The 20,265-nt window shown below is 39.2% G+C and carries 19 protein-coding genes and 5 pseudogenes; 8 read left to right on the plus strand and 16 right to left on the minus strand.

The window, feature by feature from the left end:
* Positions 1-77 precede the first annotated feature (77 nt).
* The 6 genes and pseudogenes from CER18_RS06395 to CER18_RS06425 form a co-directional block, all read right to left on the minus strand.
* Positions 78-5,054, minus strand: a pseudogene (locus CER18_RS06395) (DEAD/DEAH box helicase).
* Positions 5,055-5,653: 599 nt separating this feature from the next.
* A pseudogene (locus tag CER18_RS06400) lies at positions 5,654-6,623 on the minus strand (DUF3987 domain-containing protein); the annotation flags it as partial.
* A 174-nt stretch (positions 6,624-6,797) separates the two neighbouring features.
* Positions 6,798-7,070 (minus strand): type II toxin-antitoxin system RelE/ParE family toxin, encoded by a 273-nt coding sequence (locus CER18_RS06405; RefSeq protein ID WP_100129228.1) that lies wholly within the window; start codon positions 7,068-7,070, stop codon positions 6,798-6,800.
* Positions 7,067-7,357 carry a CopG family ribbon-helix-helix protein gene (locus CER18_RS06410; RefSeq protein WP_012231079.1) on the minus strand — a complete coding sequence of 97 codons (291 nt, stop codon included), beginning with the start codon at positions 7,355-7,357 and terminating at the stop codon, positions 7,067-7,069. Before CER18_RS06410 ends, CER18_RS06405 begins: the two co-directional genes overlap by 4 nt.
* A 706-nt stretch (positions 7,358-8,063) precedes the next feature.
* Positions 8,064-8,264, minus strand: a complete 201-nt coding sequence (locus tag CER18_RS06420; RefSeq protein ID WP_007347209.1) for a helix-turn-helix transcriptional regulator — start codon at positions 8,262-8,264, stop codon at positions 8,064-8,066.
* A gap of 210 nt (positions 8,265-8,474) precedes the next feature.
* Positions 8,475-9,566: pseudogene (locus tag CER18_RS06425) on the minus strand (tyrosine-type recombinase/integrase).
* A gap of 241 nt (positions 9,567-9,807) precedes the next feature.
* Between CER18_RS06425 and CER18_RS09905 the strand changes: the two are divergent.
* The 6 genes and pseudogenes from CER18_RS09905 (at position 9,808) to CER18_RS06450 (ending at position 11,334) form a co-directional block, all read left to right on the plus strand.
* Complete coding sequence (locus CER18_RS09905) at positions 9,808-9,981, plus strand: hypothetical protein (protein ID WP_210199636.1); 174 nt, start codon at positions 9,808-9,810, stop codon at positions 9,979-9,981.
* 24 nt (positions 9,982-10,005) lie between these two features.
* Complete coding sequence (locus tag CER18_RS06430; RefSeq protein WP_100129229.1) at positions 10,006-10,191, plus strand: hypothetical protein; 186 nt, start codon at positions 10,006-10,008, stop codon at positions 10,189-10,191.
* 10 nt (positions 10,192-10,201) lie between these two features.
* A complete protein-coding gene (locus tag CER18_RS06435; protein ID WP_100129230.1) occupies positions 10,202-10,528 on the plus strand; it encodes a hypothetical protein in 327 nt (108 codons plus the stop codon).
* Between the two features lie 65 nt (positions 10,529-10,593).
* Positions 10,594-10,773, plus strand: a pseudogene (locus CER18_RS06440) (lysozyme); the annotation flags it as partial.
* Between the two features lie 11 nt (positions 10,774-10,784).
* Complete coding sequence (locus tag CER18_RS06445) at positions 10,785-11,027, plus strand: type II toxin-antitoxin system RelE/ParE family toxin (protein ID WP_100129231.1); 243 nt, start codon at positions 10,785-10,787, stop codon at positions 11,025-11,027.
* Positions 11,014-11,334 (plus strand): addiction module antidote protein, encoded by a 321-nt coding sequence (locus CER18_RS06450; RefSeq protein WP_100129232.1) that lies wholly within the window; start codon positions 11,014-11,016, stop codon positions 11,332-11,334. Before CER18_RS06445 ends, CER18_RS06450 begins: the two co-directional genes overlap by 14 nt.
* Positions 11,335-11,373: 39 nt before the next feature.
* Here CER18_RS06450 and CER18_RS06455 read toward each other — a convergent pair whose 3' ends face one another.
* The 10 genes and pseudogenes from CER18_RS06455 to CER18_RS06505 form a co-directional block, all read right to left on the minus strand.
* A complete protein-coding gene (locus CER18_RS06455; RefSeq protein WP_100129233.1) occupies positions 11,374-11,655 on the minus strand; it encodes a hypothetical protein in 282 nt (93 codons plus the stop codon).
* Positions 11,652-12,410, minus strand: coding sequence for an antA/AntB antirepressor family protein (locus CER18_RS06460; RefSeq protein WP_100129234.1), 759 nt, complete (start codon positions 12,408-12,410; stop codon positions 11,652-11,654). Before CER18_RS06460 ends, CER18_RS06455 begins: the two co-directional genes overlap by 4 nt.
* A 303-nt stretch (positions 12,411-12,713) precedes the next feature.
* Positions 12,714-14,024 carry a phage late control D family protein gene (locus CER18_RS06470; protein WP_100129235.1) on the minus strand — a complete coding sequence of 437 codons (1,311 nt, stop codon included), beginning with the start codon at positions 14,022-14,024 and terminating at the stop codon, positions 12,714-12,716.
* Entirely contained in the window at positions 14,021-14,245 is a 225-nt protein-coding gene (locus tag CER18_RS06475; RefSeq protein ID WP_100129236.1) for a tail protein X, read from the minus strand. The genes CER18_RS06470 and CER18_RS06475 overlap by 4 nt, the downstream gene beginning before the upstream one ends.
* Entirely contained in the window at positions 14,242-14,622 is a 381-nt protein-coding gene (locus CER18_RS06480) for a phage tail protein (protein WP_100129237.1), read from the minus strand. Before CER18_RS06480 ends, CER18_RS06475 begins: the two co-directional genes overlap by 4 nt.
* 5 nt (positions 14,623-14,627) lie before the next feature.
* Positions 14,628-16,763: a phage tail protein gene (locus tag CER18_RS06485; protein WP_100129238.1), complete on the minus strand. Its 2,136-nt coding sequence runs from the start codon at positions 16,761-16,763 to the stop codon at positions 14,628-14,630.
* Complete coding sequence (locus tag CER18_RS10790; protein ID WP_081485993.1) at positions 16,760-16,831, minus strand: GpE family phage tail protein; 72 nt, start codon at positions 16,829-16,831, stop codon at positions 16,760-16,762. Before CER18_RS10790 ends, CER18_RS06485 begins: the two co-directional genes overlap by 4 nt.
* A 38-nt stretch (positions 16,832-16,869) precedes the next feature.
* Positions 16,870-17,157: a phage tail assembly protein gene (locus CER18_RS06495; RefSeq protein ID WP_100129239.1), complete on the minus strand. Its 288-nt coding sequence runs from the start codon at positions 17,155-17,157 to the stop codon at positions 16,870-16,872.
* A 2-nt stretch (positions 17,158-17,159) separates the two neighbouring features.
* Positions 17,160-17,666 (minus strand): phage major tail tube protein, encoded by a 507-nt coding sequence (locus CER18_RS06500; RefSeq protein WP_100129240.1) that lies wholly within the window; start codon positions 17,664-17,666, stop codon positions 17,160-17,162.
* Positions 17,666-18,878, minus strand: a pseudogene (locus CER18_RS06505) (phage tail sheath subtilisin-like domain-containing protein). The gene CER18_RS06500 and the pseudogene CER18_RS06505 overlap by 1 nt, the downstream one beginning before the upstream one ends.
* A gap of 376 nt (positions 18,879-19,254) precedes the next feature.
* Between CER18_RS06505 and CER18_RS06515 the strand changes: the two are divergent.
* Positions 19,255-19,986, plus strand: coding sequence for an antA/AntB antirepressor family protein (locus CER18_RS06515; protein ID WP_100129241.1), 732 nt, complete (start codon positions 19,255-19,257; stop codon positions 19,984-19,986).
* On the plus strand, positions 19,983-20,261 hold the full coding sequence (locus CER18_RS06520) for a hypothetical protein (protein ID WP_100129242.1): 279 nt from the start codon (positions 19,983-19,985) through the stop codon (positions 20,259-20,261). Before CER18_RS06515 ends, CER18_RS06520 begins: the two co-directional genes overlap by 4 nt.
* Positions 20,262-20,265: the final 4 nt, after the last annotated feature.

Below are 20,265 nucleotides of genomic sequence, written 5' to 3' on the forward strand. Positions count from 1 at the left end.
AGAGGTATAGATTATGGTTATAAGCTCTATACCCCTTATGCGTTTATCATACCCATTATGTGAGCATGCTTTATAAGTTATTCAGTTTCTCTTAATACCAAATTTGGTAAGTTTTTAACGATTTTCATTGTTTCTAAGCTTACGGTAATAACCCTTTGAAACAATTCCAATGGATAAGCAGGGTTGCCAACGGTTTCAACAGCATAGCGATTGGCATCATTGACAATACCACTCTTTTTATCAGTCTTTACACATTGACGCCCCATAACCCATTCAAGAGCAGGTTTACCATTGACGATATACTTATAAGCTTCAAGAGGGATATCTGTTATTGTGATATTGCTATTGTAAAAAACAGTGGATTTATCTTTTATCTTATTTTCACTAAAGAATTTCATTTCTGTAACATAGTAAAATTCTTCGGGATTAGAGATCTCTGTAACTTTTGGATTACCTTTTTTAAAGGTCACTGGATAAGGTTCCACATCTTCATAATTCACGTGCAAATGCCCCAGTTCACGCCCTGCTGTTGCAAACTTCCAAAAGTCATCAGCAGTTTTTACGCAAGGGATACGAGGCAGTTCTTTAGAGAGGTTATCAGCATAACGAGAGCGATAATCTTCCGAATGAAGTAAACCGTAAACATAATAGAATAGATCATCTTTAGTGATTTTTTCATTAGGATAAGCCGCTTTAAAATGTGCTAGCCCTTCATCAGTAATGGCATCACGCCTCTGTAAACCAGCTGTTTTGCTGTCTTCTGTAGAATACGTAAATAAATGGGATTGTTTCTCACTTTTTGAAACCGTAGTGTCTTCGTAAATATAGCGTGGAAAGCATTGACTACCGCCATTTCTAACTATCATATTAAGATCAGGTATATTCTTAGTCATAAATACCGAAAAACCGCTTCGTGAACCTGTACCTGTAATTTGTATTATTCTATTTTCAACCACTCGTCCTATCGGGAATATATGAGGCATTTGATAAATTGATTCATTAAATATGCGATTATAATAAAGCCATTGTCGTGTAAAAGGACGGTACAAACTTTGAGCAAGACATGCATTTTCAAACTCAAAAACTTTTCCTTTAGTTAAATGCTGTTTAATTTTAAAGCTCCAACTAATTTTTTTTGCGTCCGTGTTAACAAAATCATCTACAGCACTTATCCGTGCTTTGTGATCAGAATGCGTATAAGTATTATTAAAACGTTCCACTTCGTTATTATAGAAAGTTATCATACCATTCATGTTTTTTACTAAAGCTTCACGACTTGAGTTGTATGCCCAAGCATCACGATTAGTTACAACCCCAAGAGAAAAAACTTCAAACAGCTTTTTATCATGACCTTTCTTAACACCCATGGCTAAAAATGCTTTGAAATTGTCATTACGTTGACCAAGCCAATCACCGTGCTTGTCTGGTGTAATTATTTTCCAACCTTGTTTGCTCTGTGTAATACCATCAATGCTACCAAATTTTTTAATTGTCTTAAGCTTTTCTTGTCTCGTGAGATAATCTCCAATATCACGGAAATATATTTTCCCATGCTGTTGAGATTGTGGATTTTTTACGAGAATAGAGATAGCTATGGGAGCTCGAGAGCCTTCACCAAAAATCCCATCACCTTCTTTTTTACGCTGCTCTCCAGAGGTTCGTGCATTTCCCCGTAAATGGAAAATATAAAGGCTTGAAAACTCCTTAACGAGGCATTTTCGTAAACCGTTCAGAGAATGACTACTGATAAAACCCGCATTTGTAACAAAACCAATAACACCATGATCTTTGATACGGTCACTAGCCCATCGAATTGCTCGGATATAGTTATCATAAAAATTTCGCATATTCATTGATTCAGATTGAGCCGCATAAGTTTCACGAATGCGGTCATTTAATATCGGATAAGGTGTATTCTTTGCATTATCGTTTTCGCTTTTTTGTCCTACTGAATAAGGAGGGTTACCAAAGATAACCTCAATATTCAGATTTTTCTGATGTTCCAAATATTCACAGTTTTCCTCTAGTAGACCTTTCATTAGGTCTTGTTTTTCAATCATTCGAAACGTATCAGTCAAACCAATATGCTTGAAAGGGATATAATTCCCTTTCATAAGACCATGATAGGTTGCTTCGATATTAATGGCTGCTATATAATAAGCGAGTAAAACAATCTCATTGGCATGGATATCGTAACGGTATTTATATTCCATATCCTCTGGTTTGATGAGATTGGATTGTAAAAGCCGTGTGATAAAGGTTCCAGTTCCAGTGAAAGGGTCTAGAATAGAAACACCACGTGAACCAAGGCTCTTGCCAAATTCACTGCGCAAGACATCATCAACAGAATGAATGATAAAATCAACAACCTCAATGGGCGTATAAACAATTCCTAATTTTTCTACTGTACGCGGAAAAGCATAACGGAAAAATTCATTATAAAGCTCTACAATTAAACTTTGTTGTGCTTCAAGAGTGGTAATTCCACGCGTGTAAAATTGTATACTCCTAGAAATATTTTTGAGATCTTGAGATTCTTCTTTAAGAGTAAACTTATCAAGGACATTGAGTACGCGTTGTAAAGCACAAGATACGGGATTTTCTTGAACAAACTGATGCCCCTCAAATAAAGCATCAAAGACTGGACGCGTCACAAGATGTTGCGCAAGCATTTCAATCGCATTTTGTTCGGAGATAGTTGTATTTAAATTGCTACGCAATTCGGTCATAAAATCATTAAATATCTGCTGTGTTTCAGTTTCTGATTTTGTTAAAACCTCAGTTAAGCGTGTGATATGAGTTTGAGCAAGATCACCAACATTTATTGCCTATTTTTTCCAATAACTAGGGTCGTAAAATCTATTAACAATAGCAGCTTTAATGACATCTTTACATTTAGAAAAAAGGGGGAGCTCTCCTTGTTCTTCACATGTGTGAGAGGATTCGTAAGTTGCTAACCCAATATTAAGCCCTGAATACTCTAATTTTGAGCGTATAGGTAAATCATCAATAACCGTGGTCGTATCTTCTAACGCAAGTTCTTGAGAAGCAGCAACGATTTCAAGAGCATCGCTTACGTCTTGTTTTTTGTGCATATGGTGAATTATTTTATTAAAGTTGTCATCATGGGCACGTAAAGCATTAAGAACTTGCCAAATGACATTATACTTTTGGTTGTTCTCTAAGGCTATTTCTGGTGGAATGTCAGCGGGTATCCCAATGGGTAGAATGATATAGCCTCTTTTTTTACCCTCTGCTCGACGCATGACGCGTCCTATTGCTTGAATAATCTCAATTTGACTTTTGCGCGGGTGTAAAAATAGAACGGCATCAAGAGCAGGAACATCTACACCTTCAGAAAGACAGCGTACATTGGTAAGTACACGACACGTATTTTCCCCCGCATCTTCCTTTAACCAGTCAAGTTGTTTTGTACGCTCTTTAGCACTAAAGGTTCCATCAATATGGGCAAGGGTACAGTTAAGAGGAGGAGTATCTTTATAGTTCTTATGAAGAGCGCGTAAAGATTCTTGAACTTTTTCTTTTTTGAATCTCTTGCATAGGCGTTTAGAAGTCTCAATATCTTTGCAAAAAGCTAAAGCTCTACGCATGGGATTGGGGTCATCTTCAAGATCAACTTTCAAGTCCATTTTGGTAAGGGCTCTATAACAGCCATTAATCTTGGTTCTATCATCAAGAATAAGTTCATAATTCTTATCGGTAATAAGATGTTGAATGGATTGGCTTACTTCTTTTTCATTGACAACTAATATGATAACTTTACAAGGTGCTAACAGCTTATCCTCTACAGCACGTGAAAAGTTGTAAGTGTAAAGTTGTTTGCCATAGAGTTTTTCATTATCCATGGACACTAAAACGTTATTGGATAAGAAAGCATTCCTTTTCAGCTTGTCACTAAAGATCTTAGGCGTTGCTGTCATATACAGACGTTTTTTGCCTCGAATAATGCTGTTATCATGAACCTTGATAAATTCGGATTCATTGTCTTCACTTCCCAATGAAGCCCCAGTGGTTCTATGCGCTTCATCGCAAATGATCAGATCAAATTCGGGTAATCCATGCTCTTTTTGAGCATCGGAAATCACTTGGATAGAATGGTAAGTTGAAAACACCACCGTCATTGCATCTGCTAGTGATTCACAAGCTTCTTTGGCAAGGGCTTGTGCATCCGTGGTAGCAGGGAGAACAAGATCTGATGTTTCCATGCCAACAATATCATCTTGATTTTTACGACGCTTGCCTACTTTCGTATCAGAACAAACCGCAAAGGAACGCAACGGGACTTGTGCATCGGCTGTCCATTCACGGATTGTTTGCGAGACTAAAGCCAGAGAAGGCACTAGAAACAACACACGCTTGCCTTTCCCAGCAAGGGTTTCTGCTATCTTCAAACTGGTGAAAGTTTTCCCCGTTCCACATGCCATAATTAGCTTGCCACGGTCTGCTTCTTTTAATCCTTCACAGACTTTCTTGATGGCTTCCTCTTGATGGGGACGAGGCTCTTTGGTTGACTTAAGAAGAACTTCTTTTTTGGTTGCAAATAGTTGCCAATCTATCCGACTGTTTTCCATATGACGAAGGTCAATGCGATAAACGGGTATCGCTTGTCCTTTAATCATGGCATTCACATTGTCACTTAATTCCACTTCCGTGCTGTCAACGAGAAGACGATATTTAAAGATGTCTTTTCCAGATGCCGCGATAAAGCTATCAATATCCTTTTTATTAATCTGATGATCTACTTGATAAAACTTACATTGAATAGCGACATAGCCCTCTTGATTGCGAAGCTTAGCAACCAGATCAATACCGATATCATTTTTATTCCAACCTTCATGCTCTTTAGCCCATTCATAATAGGTTTCTACCTTTTCGTAGCGTCCATAATGGAGAGGGTCTTTTGTCAAATAAGCTATGACAAGGTTTTCAAACCATGTTCCTAATTCACGGGGTGATTTAGCTTGTTCGCGATAATATTCCAACAGAGAGCGTAAAGTGACGTGTTTATTATCAGAGTTAACAGATTGCAGCATATTGTAATAAAAATCCCTTGCCTTAAGAGATGATCAATAATCATCAAAAGAATCAAAACGAATTCAATAAAATGCACTTAAAGCAAATAACGATAAAAATGGGAAAAAACTGCTAAAAAAGCCGATATTTTTTCAAAAGGGATTTTAAAAGGCTGCTTATCAACAGCCCATGACATGGGATAAGATCAGCAAAATAGTGAAATTTGCTATTCGTTTTATGATAAAAAAGACAAATGCACTATGGGCTTTAAGATATCAGAATAAGTATTTTGATAAATTTTATGAAGCATTATTTTGTCAGTTCAATTTACTGACAGATAACTGACAAGTTTTATTCAACTCATATCATTGGTTATCTTTAAAGATTGTAAGATTGATATGGGTTGTGTTTTAAAGACATTAACATATTGATATATAATGTTTTTAATTTTACTCATTTGAAAAAATAATTATAGGGTCTAAAAAGAACTGACAACACTGGACAAAACTCTTCCTATAAGGTCACTCAGATCATTATCTTTGGAGAAAAATTCTTTGATAGGAATGCCATTAAAAAGAGTTTTGCCTCTTTGAGTAGAAAGTTTTTAAAAAAGGTGTCTTTATTGTTTTATGCTGTTGGTTTTGACCAAAGGATTCCATTCATAATAGGCGCTAAGGTGTCCACTTGTCTGATGTGTTATAAACTTTTTTCGAAGATGATTAGAACAGCATAAAAGCTCTAAAGATTGCGTGACAGCTTCCTTGTCTTTTAAAGAACGCCAACACCGTCTATAGATATCCCTTGCTGTAAAAACATCGGGTAAATGATCACAACGCTCGACAATTAATTTGGCACGTTCTGCTGTTAATATATCCCCCGCCGCGTAAAGACGTTTGGCATGACTTAACAAATATTTTTCCCATCGCAAGGCTATTTCAAGGGCATCTCTATTGATTTCAAAACGACCACCCTCAACCAGTTCAAAAATAAAGGTAAGGGTTGGTATGGTTTGATTCATTTTCAAAAGATGTGCTTTTAAACTTGCAGAGAAATGACCATTCTTTATTCTTTTCTGAAAATCTTCCCACCATTCACGAAACATTTCTTGGGCTTCGGCAGAAAAGCGTATAGTTATCGGATATTTTGGTGATCCTAATGGTTTATCATAAAGAGAACGAAAAACCCCTTGATAAGTTTCCCATGCCTTTTGATTAGGAGGTCTATCAACCCATAACTGCTCTTGTCGTTCATCGGGAAAGATCAGCATTTGAAACCGTTGCATAAGACCATCATCGTTTATTCCACGGTGCATGTCTTGAATAATGGGAATAATACGTGCAGGTTGAATACCCCCTATGATAGAGATAGTTGCATTGGGAATAAAAATGGTTCCACGCCCTATACGGTCATAGGTAAATTGATCATCTCCATTAAAAGCTGTTAAATAAAAGGAACGGTCTGTTTGATATTCCTTTCTTTCTAGATTAGCTAAAAAGCCAGCCAGTTCATCACGCACCATCAAGAGATCACGGGGGGGCTTTTAAGGGGTCTCCAAGCTTTTCGACCATGACATCATTGACAATAAAACGAGAGACATCATCGTCACTTTTACGAGTAAGAAACTAAATGGTGTGCAAAGCGATCATGCAATCATATTCTCGCAATATTAGAAAAGTAATAATTTATCATTACTTACTGATATAGAGTGCAGTATTTTAAAAAATAATTTGCTTCAATTACCAAATAAAGAAAAATACAGTTGATTAAGGAAATTTTTGCTTTGTATGAAGCACACGTAAAATACGAACAACGCCATCTGAAATATCATAAATCATGATATAATTTGGATGTACAATAAATTCACGTGTATTTACAACTCGTCCTAAACGACCAAGAGTAGGAAGCTTAACGAGTTTTTCTACCTTTTCAGATAAAAGTTGATCAAACTTTAAGGCAGCAGAAAGATTATCTTGTGATATGTATTCACGTATCTTTTTGCGGTCAACGCGTGCTACTTGTGTCCAAATTAGCTTCATAAAGTTGATCTATCTAGTTTACTTTGTATTTTTAAGCGCCATTCCTTTGCTTCTGCTTCGATTTCCTCAGAAGATATTATATCGCCTGCATTAGCAGAATTTATCCCTAATTGAACTTGTTCCCGAAACCATAAATCGTGTGCACTTCTTTCTTTTTGTTCTTTTACGATATCGCGCATATAATCTCGCAACAATTGTGCACCAGATCTATCACACGCTTTTGCTGCTTTGGAAAATTCATTTTTCAATACATCATCAACGCGAAAGGTAAATGTCGTCTCAGCCATTTTATTACCTCTTAATGTGTTACAAAATACTTCTAATGTAATACATTTTGACTATTTCTTCAATAGGTACTGTTAGAATAGATATTTTATATCTATCTTGCATTTTCATATCCAAAAAATGATTGTTGTTTACATATAAAAAACTTATAATTTAATTCACATTATTTTATGGGATAAAATATTAATTTTGATCTAAATTAATATTTTTACTTAATATGATATAATTTTGTGCATATTTATGAGTTTCTCGTGATTACAAGATACAGAAAATCAAAAACTTGGATTGTTAGAATATGCTAACAAAAATGATTTTGCTTCACTCCATATTGAATAGAAACTGTAACTAGAAGGAAAGCTTAGTGCTTTAATCGAAAAAACAGAGCAGGGGATTGTTATTGACATTTGAGTTTTTTGTATAGCCGATTTTCTCTTGATGTTTTAGAATTTCTTAAAGATGTTCGTGAGCATAATTTAATAAAGTCCACCAATTTATTAAGGGATAATAACCTATCATCATGAGCAGGGCAACGGGCGGTTCCATAACGCCCATGCCAAACCCTCGGCACAGCACGTGTAATGCCCTGCGCATTCTTAAAAGAACACATCATTTTAAATCCTATAACGTTGCGTCACAGGACGGATTGTGCTATCTCTAGATTGATGAGTTTGAGAAAGCCTTGTCCGTCCTTACGTGACAAGGTTTTTTTTATGCCGCGTCACTTTGACGTTGCTGTTTTGCTTGTTCGATTACATTGAGAAGATCCGATTGTAACCAACGGGATAAAAAACCAAATTTTAAAGGTTTTGGGAGAGAGCCATTGGTAACATGACGGCGGAAAGTTGAGACACTCATATGAAGCAATTTTGCACTTTCACGGTCAGTTAAAAGAATATCATTTTCTGTCATTTTAAAATCCTTTCATAGTAAAAACATAGAAACAAATCATGCCTATTTATTAAGCACATTTTGGTTTATTTTTGAAGGTATTTTTATTTATAGAAAACAATATTTTATCATATAAATTCTCATGTGATAATTTATGAGTCTTATTGAGAGCGAATGAGAGAGAAGAGAGAGAAAGTTATCCACAGATTATGGGGTTATTCACCCCATATCTTAAGATTGACCAGTGACATAAGCCGCCCATTTATCCATATAGACACGGCGCTGTTCTAAATAATCAGTACGACGATAGGCACGCTCTACTTGTCCTCCTACCGTATGACTTAGAATAGTTTCAGCAACCTCATAGGGGGCATCGGTTGTTTCAGCAAGCCAATCGCGTAAACTAGAACGAAAGCCATGGGGGCATGCGTTTAGTCCAGTTTTTTGCATATACCTTGCCATATTACTTTCACCAAGAGGAGCACGACCGGTTGCAGAAAGGATAAAATCACTTTTGGAAAGACAGCGAGCATGTTCAATCACTTTCATTGCTTCTGTTGATAAAGGTACGCGAAATTCTGTTGTAGCATCGCGCTTTCCTTTCATATTTTCAGCAGGAATTGTCCATATATTTCCATCAATCTGATCTTTATGAATATGACGTAAAGGAAAAGTACGAACGCCTGTCAGAATAAGCAAACGTAAAGCCAGTTGTGTTATAGCTGTTATTTGGCAAAGTGTTTTATAAAAAGCAGGAATGTCTCTCCAATCCATAGCTGGTATATTTTGTGCTTTATGGAGTTGTTTTCCTAAGAGAGCTTGTGCTTTTGTTACTGCTTGTAAATCAACATCCAAACCCAAAGCAGCCGCATGTTTGAGACAAAGATTGAGACGAATGAGAGCTCTACGCGCTGTAACAGCTTTTGTATGCCAGATAGGGGCAATAGTGTTGCGTATCTCTGTTTGGGTAATCTCTGAAACGGGTAAACAGCCTAATTTGGGAAGAATATGCAGTTTTAAAGGTGCAAACCAGATTCCGTCTTTACCATCCCCTTTTAATTCAGCTTTACGACTTTCAAAAGCATCCAAAGCAATATCTTTTAAATAATGAAGATTGCTTATTGCCTCACGCTTTTGTTTATTGCGTTCTTTAATGGGGTCACGCCCCTCATGCAAAACAGAACGCTATTGATTTGCCAATTCACGGGCTTGTTTTAAAGAGACATGTCTTAAAGCACCCAATCCCATTTCACGACGGCGCCCGTGAAGGGTATACCGTAAAATCCATTGAGCACCTCCATCTTTACGCTTATGAAGTAACAAGCCGGCACCATCACACTATTTGCCAGCCTCCAATGTTRCKACAGATCTTGCATTMAGACGGTTCATAAGAGCCATTTTTAATCCTTTCTTATACAAATTTGATCCACACAYTCATCCCGCTTGTKAYGTGCAARKGARTGRTTTTGATTGATTCAASATARACAGCTTTGAAATGAGAGAAKCTTACGWTATTCGGGACTCTTATTCAACATACAAAACAGTGAATTATTATTATAAATCAATGTCTTGTATCAGTGATACAGAATTTTCTTCTGCGATGTCTGGAAGTAAAGAAGGTGCTGCTATTGAAGGATCAAGAGCACCTTCTCCGAAACATTCTGGAGGCTATAAGAACACAAATAATATACGTATGATTTCGCATATTGGTTGTGAGGAAGGTTGCGGTTATGTTTAGCAGTTTTTATCAGGAACGTTTCCTATGAAAATTCAGTCTAGTGGAACATTGTGGACAAGTACAACAAAGACCGAAATGCATATTTTATTAGGTGGAGGCAGCTTTGATAATGAATCAGAGAACGGCAGGTTTGGTCGAGCAACTCTTATGGTAAATGAAACAAATGAACAAACGTCTGTGCGCGGTTGCAGCCGCCCCCGTCATTTTTGAGGAGGAGAAGATGCTAGATTATCCAGAGCATTTAAATACGAAGCAAGATTATTTAAACATGCTTTCCTTTGATAAGGCTGAAACGGTAAGAAGGCTAGAGACACTTTTATCAACGCGTTTTTATTGGGTCTTTGTTAAAGAACTCAGTGAAGGAGAAGAGGGGTTAGAAGATGATACGCATAAGGTTTTTGTGACAAGAAACATACCATCTGATCTCAATGGTGATGTTGTCGAAAAGCGTTGTCAGTATGAATTACAGGAAAGCGAATATGCGCCGCTTTTTCAACTTGGCTTTGGTGTTGAAGAAGTCGAGCAATTGATCAAAGAGCATAGCTAATAGCAATCATCAAAGCAGATTTTTATCCGCCTCACTCATGTGGGGCTTTTTTTATGGAGGACGGGATGAGAAAGATATCGCAAGAAGGTTTGGAGCTTATCAAACAATGGGAAGGATTGCGTTTGGAAGCCTATAAGGATACAGCGTGTATCTGGACCATTGGTTATGGTCATACCAGCAATGCTGGTCGCCCCTTTGTTAAAAAAGGCATGCGTATCACAAAAGAGCAAGCAGAAGCAATTCTTTAAAAGATGAGATTGCGCAAGCACATATTGTTAAACGCATAGCAAGAATAGAAACGGGATTTCTTGGAAATGTAAAATTTTTCCGTGGAATTGGAGAATTAAAAATACATCATGGTCCTGGCTATAGAATCTATTTTGTAAAACAAGGTAAACAAATCATTTTGTTATTAAATGCTGGTGATAAATCTACACAACAAAAGAATATCGAAAAAGCTCTTCAATTAGTAAAGGAAATGAAACATGGAAATTACTAAATTTGACACAAGTGAATATTTCAAGACACCTGAGACACAAAGGATTCTTTTAGAAGATGCTCTTGAAAGCAAAGATAGTAAGTATCTTGCTCATGCTCTTGGTATAATAGCAAAAAACCAAGGAATGAGTAAAATCGCTCAAAATACTGGACTATCAAGAGAGTCTCTTTATCGTTCTTTAAGCGATAAAGGTGATCCACGCCTTTCTACCTTTCTTAGTGTTTTGAATGCATTAGATTTACAAATGAGTTTAACACCTATTCAAAAGAATTGTAAGGAGCAAAAAGCTTTAGAAGAAGCCTCTTAATCCCCTCCCCATTTTTGAGAATAAGGAGGGAGTATATATTTACTTAAGCAACTTTTTTATAGGGCTCTCGAGATTTGGTTCGTAAGTTTTCAGCAAAGGTTCCATAATTGGAGGAGGTTTTAAGGCTCCAAAATTTGTAATCATTGCCAGAATTTTGAGTGCATTTGGGCTTTCATTTTGAAGTCTTAAGATTAAAGCTGTTTCTATTGCATCCATAGTTTCAATGAGAGCACTAAAAGCTTTATCTTCAACATCATCACGATCAGAAAACTGATACAACGCCATCCACAAATCACATAAAAAGTCGATACTGGTATTCATTGTACACCTCCATGAATTTGCTCTCTTAAGCATGCTAATCCTCTGGAGGTAATTTTCGTTGAAGGGAGTACCTTTTCTGTACCATCTGGTCTTTGAATGGTGATAGCAGGGCAATCCATGAAACCTTTCTTGATTTTATCCTGATAAGGTAACAGAGGTGCTCCTGGAGCCCGTCGATAGACCCAATCATGTTTACGCAAGTAATCGGTTAAATCTTTTGGTCGTACCTCCAACATCTTTGCTGCTTCAATAAGACCGAACAAACCATCAGAGCGTTTTAAACCTTCAAGTGCTTCTGCTTTTGGCTTGAGATCTGCAATAAGTATATCTTTCTGTTCGACTTGACTTTGTAAGTGATTCAAGACACCAAGCAACGCCTCGGGTTTTGAATAGTCAACTTGTGGAGCGGCTATCTGTGGTGTTGCTACTTGTTTTAACCGTCTTTCACATTCGATAAAATATAAACGAGCTTCTCTACCTTTTTTATTATTTTCAAGCATAGAAAGTTCTTTAGCTACACTTAAGGTTAGGTGATAATCTTTACGATTGTGACCACCTCTACCTTTGCTCCCCAAAATCGGGGAGCAAACAAAATCTTGGTTTTCTAATAAATTATATTTATTGATACGGTCAGTAATCCAAGTAGAGAAATCTTTTCCTATTTCCAAAAACGTATGTAATTCACGTGCATTTACTGTCTGAACGATATCACCATCAATCGTAGCTTTGTGTATGTCGATTAAGTATTGTGCCATGATTTGGCTCCTATGTGCTTAAAGGTTTCTTAGTAGACACCCTAAAAGGTGCCGGGTGCTAAGAAACACGGCACATAGCCCGTCGTTATGCTTTTCCCAAAAGGGTATTGTATAGCATAACCACACCCGACAATGTCATTATATGCGTGTAACATACAACGAGTCAAAGTTTTTAATTGGCGGTGAAAAGACTGTTTCGGCAATCTATCCGCTATGTGTTTAAGGTGTTTCTTAGGCAACTGATTCGATTATTCATATTGTCGCCACATTGTCAAGCGGTTTTCGATATTTTTTGCATTTTTGCTAATTGATGCCTTCCTCATCCATATGGATAACGCCTTCGCCTTCATCACATGCGTTAGGTGGGGCGTTTGGATCAAGGGTATCATCTTTGTCTGGTGTGGTATTTGCAACGTTTCCAGCCGCATCTTCTTGGGTTTCATCAAAAAGTTCGCAATCTATTTTTGTGGTATAACCACCTGTTTTATCAAGCTTGTGTTTAACGCTTTTTATGCGCCATTCTGCTGGAATATAGGGGCGGAAAGGGGGCTCTTGAACAAGCTTGGCTTCCGCTTGTACAAAGGGATCACCTCCGATATCACATGAGAAAGAAGATTTCCCACGCGATGATTTATTGCGATAAGCCGCAATGGCCCCAACAGCTTCTGATTGATTGTGGTAGGTATATTTGAGTTCATGAAACGGTGGTTTGCCAACCTTGACTTCCTTTTTTTCACCACTGCGGATATCATGATAGCTTGCGATAACACCGCCTTTTTTCTCTTCTTCTTGCTCTTGATTTTCAGGTGTTTTGGCTTCCGTCTCTGCTTTAGGCAAATTGGGGGCGTCACTTTCGGCCATATGGATAATATCTTCGCTGTCATCAACTTCTTCTGGTTCTCGTGCATCAGCGGCGGCTTTTTGATCATCTCCTGCATCTGTCTTTAAGCCATTGGCGGCACCTGCTTCATCGCGTGCACTGTATTTAAAATCCCAAGAGGTACATTGTTTTTCATGGATGACAACGACGGGCAGTGTTTCACCGGTAATGGCTTTGCCTTCACCCCGTTTGGCAAGCACCAATTTGCCATCAACGGGTTTTGCTACCGCATCATAGTCTTCTGCAAGGCGTGTGGCAAAAGCCATATCGCTTTCAGAAGTTTGGTCAATGTGACGCACAACAATTTTTGCAAGAGCAGGGTCAACTTTTGGTGTATAGCCATTGCGCTGTGCTATCTCTTGAATAATACTGCCAAGGGTTTGTTGGTGATAGGATTGGCTTTTGGGTGTTCTATAAGACGTGTTCATAGAGGCGGCGCGTCCTGTCACGCTTAAACTTTGTGGGGGGCTGCTTACAGAGATTTCATCAATCAGATAGGCGCCCATATCGCGGTTTTTGCCGCCTTCATAGCCAAGTGTGACAGAAATGATTGTTCCAATGAGAGGAATATCAAGAAAGCCATCGTCGCACTCACGGGCGCGGTCATCAAGTTCTATGGTGATGCGGTCACTTTTGTCTTCTGCTTCATCGGTAATTTCAATCGACAAAACATAGTCCATCAGCGTTCTTGTGATGTCCTCTCCATTTGCCATCACTGTGCAAAAAGGTTTCATGATTGACTGCCCCAAATTCTAATGACCGGTGTGGCTTTAGGATAGGGGAGGATTGGTAAAACGATTGTGATGCCTGCTTTTAAGATGGGTCCATAGTCTGCAAGACCAAAATTTGCTGCATAGACGCGTTCAACAGCAAGGGCTTGTTGACCTTTGGCATAGTATTTCCAGCAAATGGCATCAACCATATCGCCTTCTTTTGTCACGTAAAGATCACTCATAGCTCTTCACCATATTCTCTCAACTTTATTGTAAATTCTTGTTTTTTGGGGGACCCGTTTTGGTGAAAAATGCTTTGCTTTTCTTCTACAGAAAGAATGACAAACTTGCCTAAAATTTTGCCCTGACCTGTCACAAGAATATGAGGACCATTATGTGCCATTTGTCGCAAATATTCGATTTGTCCGTGACCGCCTTTAAAATCTGGATAGATCACACCGGTTAAAGAAAATTCCGCATTTGCAACGGCAGGCAATTGAAGTGCTGCTTTGCGCCCCAATCGCCCTTGCTCGACCCATGGAACGCCATAAGACATGTCGAGGGTTTGATAAGCGGCCGTTTCAATGGAAAAAATAAAACCACCCAAAGCTAACATCATGATGTTTAATCCGAAAGGCTAGAGGCTATAGCCAAGCGTTGCTGTTTGGCATAGCGTTCAAGGGCTTGATTAACAGCGTTTCTGATTTCATCTTTAAGACCATTGGGGACGGAAATATTTACATTTGAAATCATCACGCGGGCATCGATTTCTACCGGCTTATGAACCGTAATAGGCTTGGGAGCTTTGAAGGTACCCACTTTTGCATTTGGAGCTTCCATATGCCTTGTTTCAACGGCTCCTGTATTAAAACCACTCTTGCGTTTTTCAAGGGGGGTATTTGTAACAACGGCTGTATCAAGCATTCTTTTGACAGGGGCTTTGGTTTGATTGGTAAAGGTTTTAATGGTCTCCGTTGAAGTTTTGTTGATTGAAACATTAAACCCTAACTTTTCTTTCATCCAGTTTGGCATCCAACTGGTTAATTTATGCATCATGCCGCTCAACCAGTCAGACAGAGCGTTCCATTTGCTTTTTATGCCATCCCATAATCCCCCAATCAGATTGGAGCCTGCTTCCATTAAATCGACACCGAACAGCCATTCAATGAGTTCATTGATTTTTTTCGAAATCCAAGAGAGTGGTGAAAAGTTTTTAAAGAGCGCCAAGAGGTTATTAAAAACATTACTACATAAGCTCGCAAAAGAATCCCATAACTTGCTTATAAAGCTTATGACTGTGTCCCAATTTTTATAAAGCAGATATCCAATTCCAATAAGGGCTGCAATGCCAGCCATTATCCAGCCAATAGGTGTGGTCATGATGGCAATACCAAGCGATATAAAAGCAGAACTAACGGTAGTTATTGCTGGGATAAGTGACGCTACAAGAGATACCGCAAGACCAGCAACTGCAGAAGCTGCCGGTACCACTGCCGCAATGAATGCACCGGTAAGAACTGCTCCAACCACGGCTAAAGATGCGGCTATCCAACCATTGAGTTTGTCCCAATATTGATAGAGGACAAAGAGCGCTGCAATGCCACCTATTAACCAACCGATAGGCGTTGTCATGATTGTGATACCAAGGCTAACAAATGCGGCTCCCACGGCTGCTAATGCGGCAATGAGTGGACCAAAAATGAAGGAACCAAGAGCGACAAGTCCCACCTTGAAAAGGGTTATTTCACCAATCAGAGGTTCTAGCCATCGGAACCAGCCTTTAATCCTCTCTGTGAGATCACTGATGCCTTTTCTTAAATCAGAGGTAGGATTAAGCAAATCATTAAAGACTTTTCTTAAGGTTTTCGCCCAGCTCGCAACGGTTGTTTGGATGAGGTCACGGTTTTCATCAATCAACTTTGAAAAACCGTCAACCATATCATTGATCACGGGCATGAAACGTGCGCCAATAAAGCTCGCGATACCACCTATTTTTTTCTTAAAGGCACCAAGCTTGTCACTTAAATCTGCGGCATAGCGTGCAACATCAGCACCTATCAGCCATTTTCCTTTTCTCGCCTTTGCAAACAGCTCTTTGATGGGCGCCATGCCTTGTGAGAGCATGGAAGCCATCTCTTTACCATCTCCACCAAACAGTAAGGCAGCAATGTGCTGTCTTTGTGCTTGATTCTTCATCTTACTCATCTTGTCGGTAATTTCTTCCAACAAAACAGAGTTTGATTTGAGTTTTCCAGAAGCATTTTTGACAGAAATACCAAGCGCGTCAAAGCCCATCATGCCTCTTTTTTGTCCGGCATATGCTTGGGCAGAACGTCTATTTAAGGTTGCCAAGGATTGTTGAAAGAGTTCGGCAGAATATCCTGAATTATCAGCAGCATCCCCCCATAATTGAAGTGATGCAACACTCATACTTAAATGGCGTGAGGCATGGTGAAGACTATCGCCCAGATGCATGGTTTTCATGGTGAGGGCGGTTACACTTGCCACAAGCCCCCCACCAGCAAGCCCTAAGACACCGGTAAAGACCGAAGCACGACTTGCTGCTGTGCTAAGAGCACCTTGAACACCATGAAGACTTTTTGTCATGTTTTGTACAGCAGCAGAAAAGCGCGGAATACCCAAACTATGTGAGAGTGTTTTTGAAAGTGTATCGAATTTCTTTTGTATACGTTTAAGAGGCGTGGTGAGTTCGTCTTCAAGAGACAATTTCACCTTTGCATCAGCAACTTTTTCACTCATTTTGTCTTATACCTTTCTGCTGCTTGTTTTCGCCAGAATATGAGTTCTTGTGGTTCCATTTCCATCATGTCTGAAAGGGACCAATGGAACACAATGGCGATATCGGCTATGAGTTTTGCGGCGTTTTCCCAGTCGAGGTATCCCGCCGTTTGATAAAAGACTCCAAAATCTCTCCAATGCTTGACAAATCATTGATGTCGAGTTCACTAATAGCCTCATGTGGCCATCCAGAAAGGCGTGCGATCATAGCGATTGTTTGCTCTACGCCTTCTTTTTTGTCGATTGCTTGCAAATCTTTTGTTTTGGGGCGCTGTAAGGTAATTGTGGTGTGCTCTTTTCCTTCAAACGCAATGGGGATCAATAATTTATGTGTAATGCTTGTTTGGACGGTCATTTTTATAATCCTAGATTGTTTCTGTGGTCTGCGAGTTGATTGACGCCATTGAATTTTCTGATGAGGTTGAGGACGTCTATCTCAACGATTTCAACGTCCTTCTGGACATATTTGAAATATTGCAATGTGAATGTTGCTGTAGAAGTTGCTTTGCCTCCCGGTTGCCATTCTGCCATTTCAAAGCCTTTGCAAAGTCCTCTCATGGTAATAACAACACCTTCTGCGGGTGTGCCTTGTGCTTGCATTGAACTGCGCAATGAGATGTCGACATCGGTGCGTCCCAACAGAGCCATTAATTCTGGAGAGCAATCAGAAATGGTCATGCTAAGCGTGAGGGTTTCAAGACCAAGATCAACCTCAATGGAGCCATCCATGCCACCACCGCGATAATTTTCAACGACCAAACTCAAATTTGGTAGAGTGACACTTTCACATTTTGCTTGATAGGGAATACCGTCGACAAAAATGTTAAAATATTTCAAAACTCTTGGTAATACGGGGACTGTCATTAAAAGATCTCCTCTAGGTAATCATTGATGATTTGTGAACGGAACGTGATGTGTTCTGCGGGTGTTGTCGGGGTAAATTCCACATTGAAATAGACTTTTCCGCTTTCAATAGCGCTTGCTGTATTAAGCTCTAGATCAGGCGTACAACGCCCACCAAGAATAGCGCCTTGTGCTTTCAAATCACGCAAATAGGCATTGACGCTTTCACTGACATCATGCATGTAGGTTTTTTTGATATTGCGGTCGACAGCCCATAGGTGTCCGCGCAAAATAGCATCATTGATCATATCTGCGGTGCGCACCACGGATAAAAAAGCAAACTTTGTATCGCTTGAGAGTGTGCGATTGCCCCAGAGGCGATAGCCATTTTCGCGAATGATTGTTGTGATGTTTTGTTCATTGAGAAGGTTGGCACGGCTTGATCTGTCCCCAATGGAAAAATCAATGGGGCGCGCAGTTCCCACAATTCCATTGATCACTTTATTAGAAGGGGAATGCCAAAAGCCATGGGCAAAATCATTTTTCGCAATGACACCAGCAACCGCTGCACTTGCCGGCTGTTCTATGATCTTTCCATCACGATTTACCTTTACAAACGGGTCAATGAGAATGGCGCGTTTTGAATCAAAATCCTTTGCTGTGCTAAGAGCTGCTTCATCTGTTGTGTTGGGAGCATCAAGCACCACAATAGCGCGCAAACGCTCGGCAATGCCAATCAGTTCTGCTGCTACAGGGTTGGCAGTCGCATCAGTTCCGTTCTCTTCAATACCCACACTGGAAGGGCGCTGATGTGTAAAGCCTGGCGCAATCAGAATACGTGGTGTTTGTCCTAAAACAGATTGTGCTCCAATGAAAGCATGAACACCTTCATAAGCGCCATTTGCATTTACACCACCTAGAATATTGGTGAGTGTCGCATTTTCGTTGTCACCTTCTTGCACACGGATGACAACGACAATGGCGCCTACTTGTTTAAAAATGAGATCAAGGGCATTGGGTAAAGTGCCGCGTCGTTTACCTGTTCTATCGAGTTTTGCGGCTTGTGAAAGAGAGCCCGCTACCAAAACCGGTGTGTTGAGGGGGGAATGCTTGTTCATCAGCATCGGGTGCTGTGCCAACAATCCCGATAACGGCAGACTGAACCGCACGAAGGGAGCGGGGGCCGTCGTCAACTTCAACGACTTCAACACCGTGTAAAAAACCTGTTGCCATTTTATACTCCTTTGAAATATTGGCTAGAAATGAATGGGAAAAAATGAGAGAATGATTGCTGTATTTGTTAAACTGGCATTACAATAAAAAATTATCGAAAATAGATTGACATTATTTCTGCAATGTGTATTTTCGAATCAGGTGCCTGAAAAACGCCTTAAATACCAAGCGGATTGATTGCCGAAATAATCAATCTTCTGAACATTAAAGATTTTGACTCATTATATGCTGTGGCATATAAAGATCTTGTCGGGTGTGGTTATGCTATAAAATACCCTTTCGGGGAAAGCGTAACGACGGACTTGGTACCGTGTTTTTCAGCGCCCGACACTCTTTAGAGTGTCAATGAAAAACCTCTATTACCAAGGAGTTCATAATGAACAATCTTATAGAAATTAAAGAACGGATTATTGATCAGGAAACTGTTCAAACCGTCAATGCTCGTGATTTGCATGCATTTTTGGGAATTACATCAAAGTTTGCAGACTGGATTAAAAATCGCATTAAAGAATGTAAGTTTTTGGAAAATATAAACTTTATAACGCTTTCTAAAAATTTAGAAAACGGTGGAAAAATAAAAGAATACTATCTCACCTTAGATATGGCTAAACACCTTTCCATGATAGAGCGTAATGATAAAGGACATGAAGCGCGTCAATATTTTATCAAATGTGAACGGCTTTTGAAACAAGTAGCAACACCACAAGTTGACTACTCCAAACCCGAAGCATTACTTGGTGTTTTGAATCACTTACAAAGCCAAATAGAACAGAAAGATCATGTTATTGCAGAATTAGCTCCAAAAGCAGAGGCTTTAGAAGGTCTAAAACGTTCTGATGGTTTGTTCGGTCTTATTGAAGCCGCGAAGATGTTAGAGGTGCGACCAAAGGATTTAACCGATTACTTGCGTAAACATGATTGGGTCTATCGACGTGCTCCGGGGGCGCCTTTGTTGCCTTATCAAGATAAAATCAAGAAAGGATTCATGGATTGTCCTGCTATCACTATTCAAAGACCGGATGGTACAGAAAAGATACTCCCTTCAACGAAAATCACATCGAGAGGATTGGCATGTTTGAGAGAACAAATCCATGGAGGTGTACAATGAATACCAGTGTTGATTTTTTATGCGATTTGTGGATGGCGTTGTGTCAGTTTTCTGATCGTGATGATGTTGAAGATAAAGCTTTTAGTGCTCTCATTGAGACTATGGATGCGATAGAAAAAACTTTAATTTTAAAGCTTCAAGATGAAAGCCCGAATGCACTCAAAATTTTGGCAATGATTACAAATTTTGGATCTTTAAAACCTCCTCCGATTATGGAACATTTATTGCGTGCTTACGAACCAAATTTCGAGAACCCTATTAAAAAGGTTGCTTAAGTAA

The sequence above is a fragment of the Bartonella tribocorum genome, assembly GCF_002777915.1.
Lineage (GTDB): Bacteria > Pseudomonadota > Alphaproteobacteria > Rhizobiales > Rhizobiaceae > Bartonella > Bartonella tribocorum_A.

Bases quoted from the DNA above. Each gene is read 5' to 3' on its own strand.
- CER18_RS06410 (WP_012231079.1), bottom strand. From the start codon at position 7,357: ATGGCTGAGACGACATTTACCTTTCGCGTTGATGATGTATTGAAAAAT.
- CER18_RS06435 (WP_100129230.1), top strand. From the start codon at position 10,202: ATGCTAGATTATCCAGAGCATTTAAATACGAAGCAAGATTATTTAAAC.
- CER18_RS06430 (WP_100129229.1), top strand. From the start codon at position 10,006: ATGAAAATTCAGTCTAGTGGAACATTGTGGACAAGTACAACAAAGACC.
- CER18_RS06470 (WP_100129235.1), bottom strand. From the start codon at position 14,024: ATGAAACCTTTTTGCACAGTGATGGCAAATGGAGAGGACATCACAAGA.
- CER18_RS06500 (WP_100129240.1), bottom strand. From the start codon at position 17,666: ATGACAGTCCCCGTATTACCAAGAGTTTTGAAATATTTTAACATTTTT.
- CER18_RS06480 (WP_100129237.1), bottom strand. From the start codon at position 14,622: ATGATGTTAGCTTTGGGTGGTTTTATTTTTTCCATTGAAACGGCCGCT.
- CER18_RS06455 (WP_100129233.1), bottom strand. From the start codon at position 11,655: ATGAATACCAGTATCGACTTTTTATGTGATTTGTGGATGGCGTTGTAT.
- CER18_RS06475 (WP_100129236.1), bottom strand. From the start codon at position 14,245: ATGAGTGATCTTTACGTGACAAAAGAAGGCGATATGGTTGATGCCATT.
- CER18_RS06515 (WP_100129241.1), top strand. From the start codon at position 19,255: ATGAACAATCTTATAGAAATTAAAGAACGGATTATTGATCAGGAAACT.
- CER18_RS06405 (WP_100129228.1), bottom strand. From the start codon at position 7,070: ATGAAGCTAATTTGGACACAAGTAGCACGCGTTGACCGCAAAAAGATA.
- CER18_RS09905 (WP_210199636.1), top strand. From the start codon at position 9,808: ATGTCTTGTATCAGTGATACAGAATTTTCTTCTGCGATGTCTGGAAGT.
- CER18_RS06495 (WP_100129239.1), bottom strand. From the start codon at position 17,157: ATGACCGTCCAAACAAGCATTACACATAAATTATTGATCCCCATTGCG.
- CER18_RS06420 (WP_007347209.1), bottom strand. From the start codon at position 8,264: ATGACAGAAAATGATATTCTTTTAACTGACCGTGAAAGTGCAAAATTG.
- CER18_RS06520 (WP_100129242.1), top strand. From the start codon at position 19,983: ATGAATACCAGTGTTGATTTTTTATGCGATTTGTGGATGGCGTTGTGT.
- CER18_RS06485 (WP_100129238.1), bottom strand. From the start codon at position 16,763: ATGAGTGAAAAAGTTGCTGATGCAAAGGTGAAATTGTCTCTTGAAGAC.
- CER18_RS06460 (WP_100129234.1), bottom strand. From the start codon at position 12,410: ATGGCACAATACTTAATCGACATACACAAAGCTACGATTGATGGTGAT.
- CER18_RS06450 (WP_100129232.1), top strand. From the start codon at position 11,014: ATGGAAATTACTAAATTTGACACAAGTGAATATTTCAAGACACCTGAG.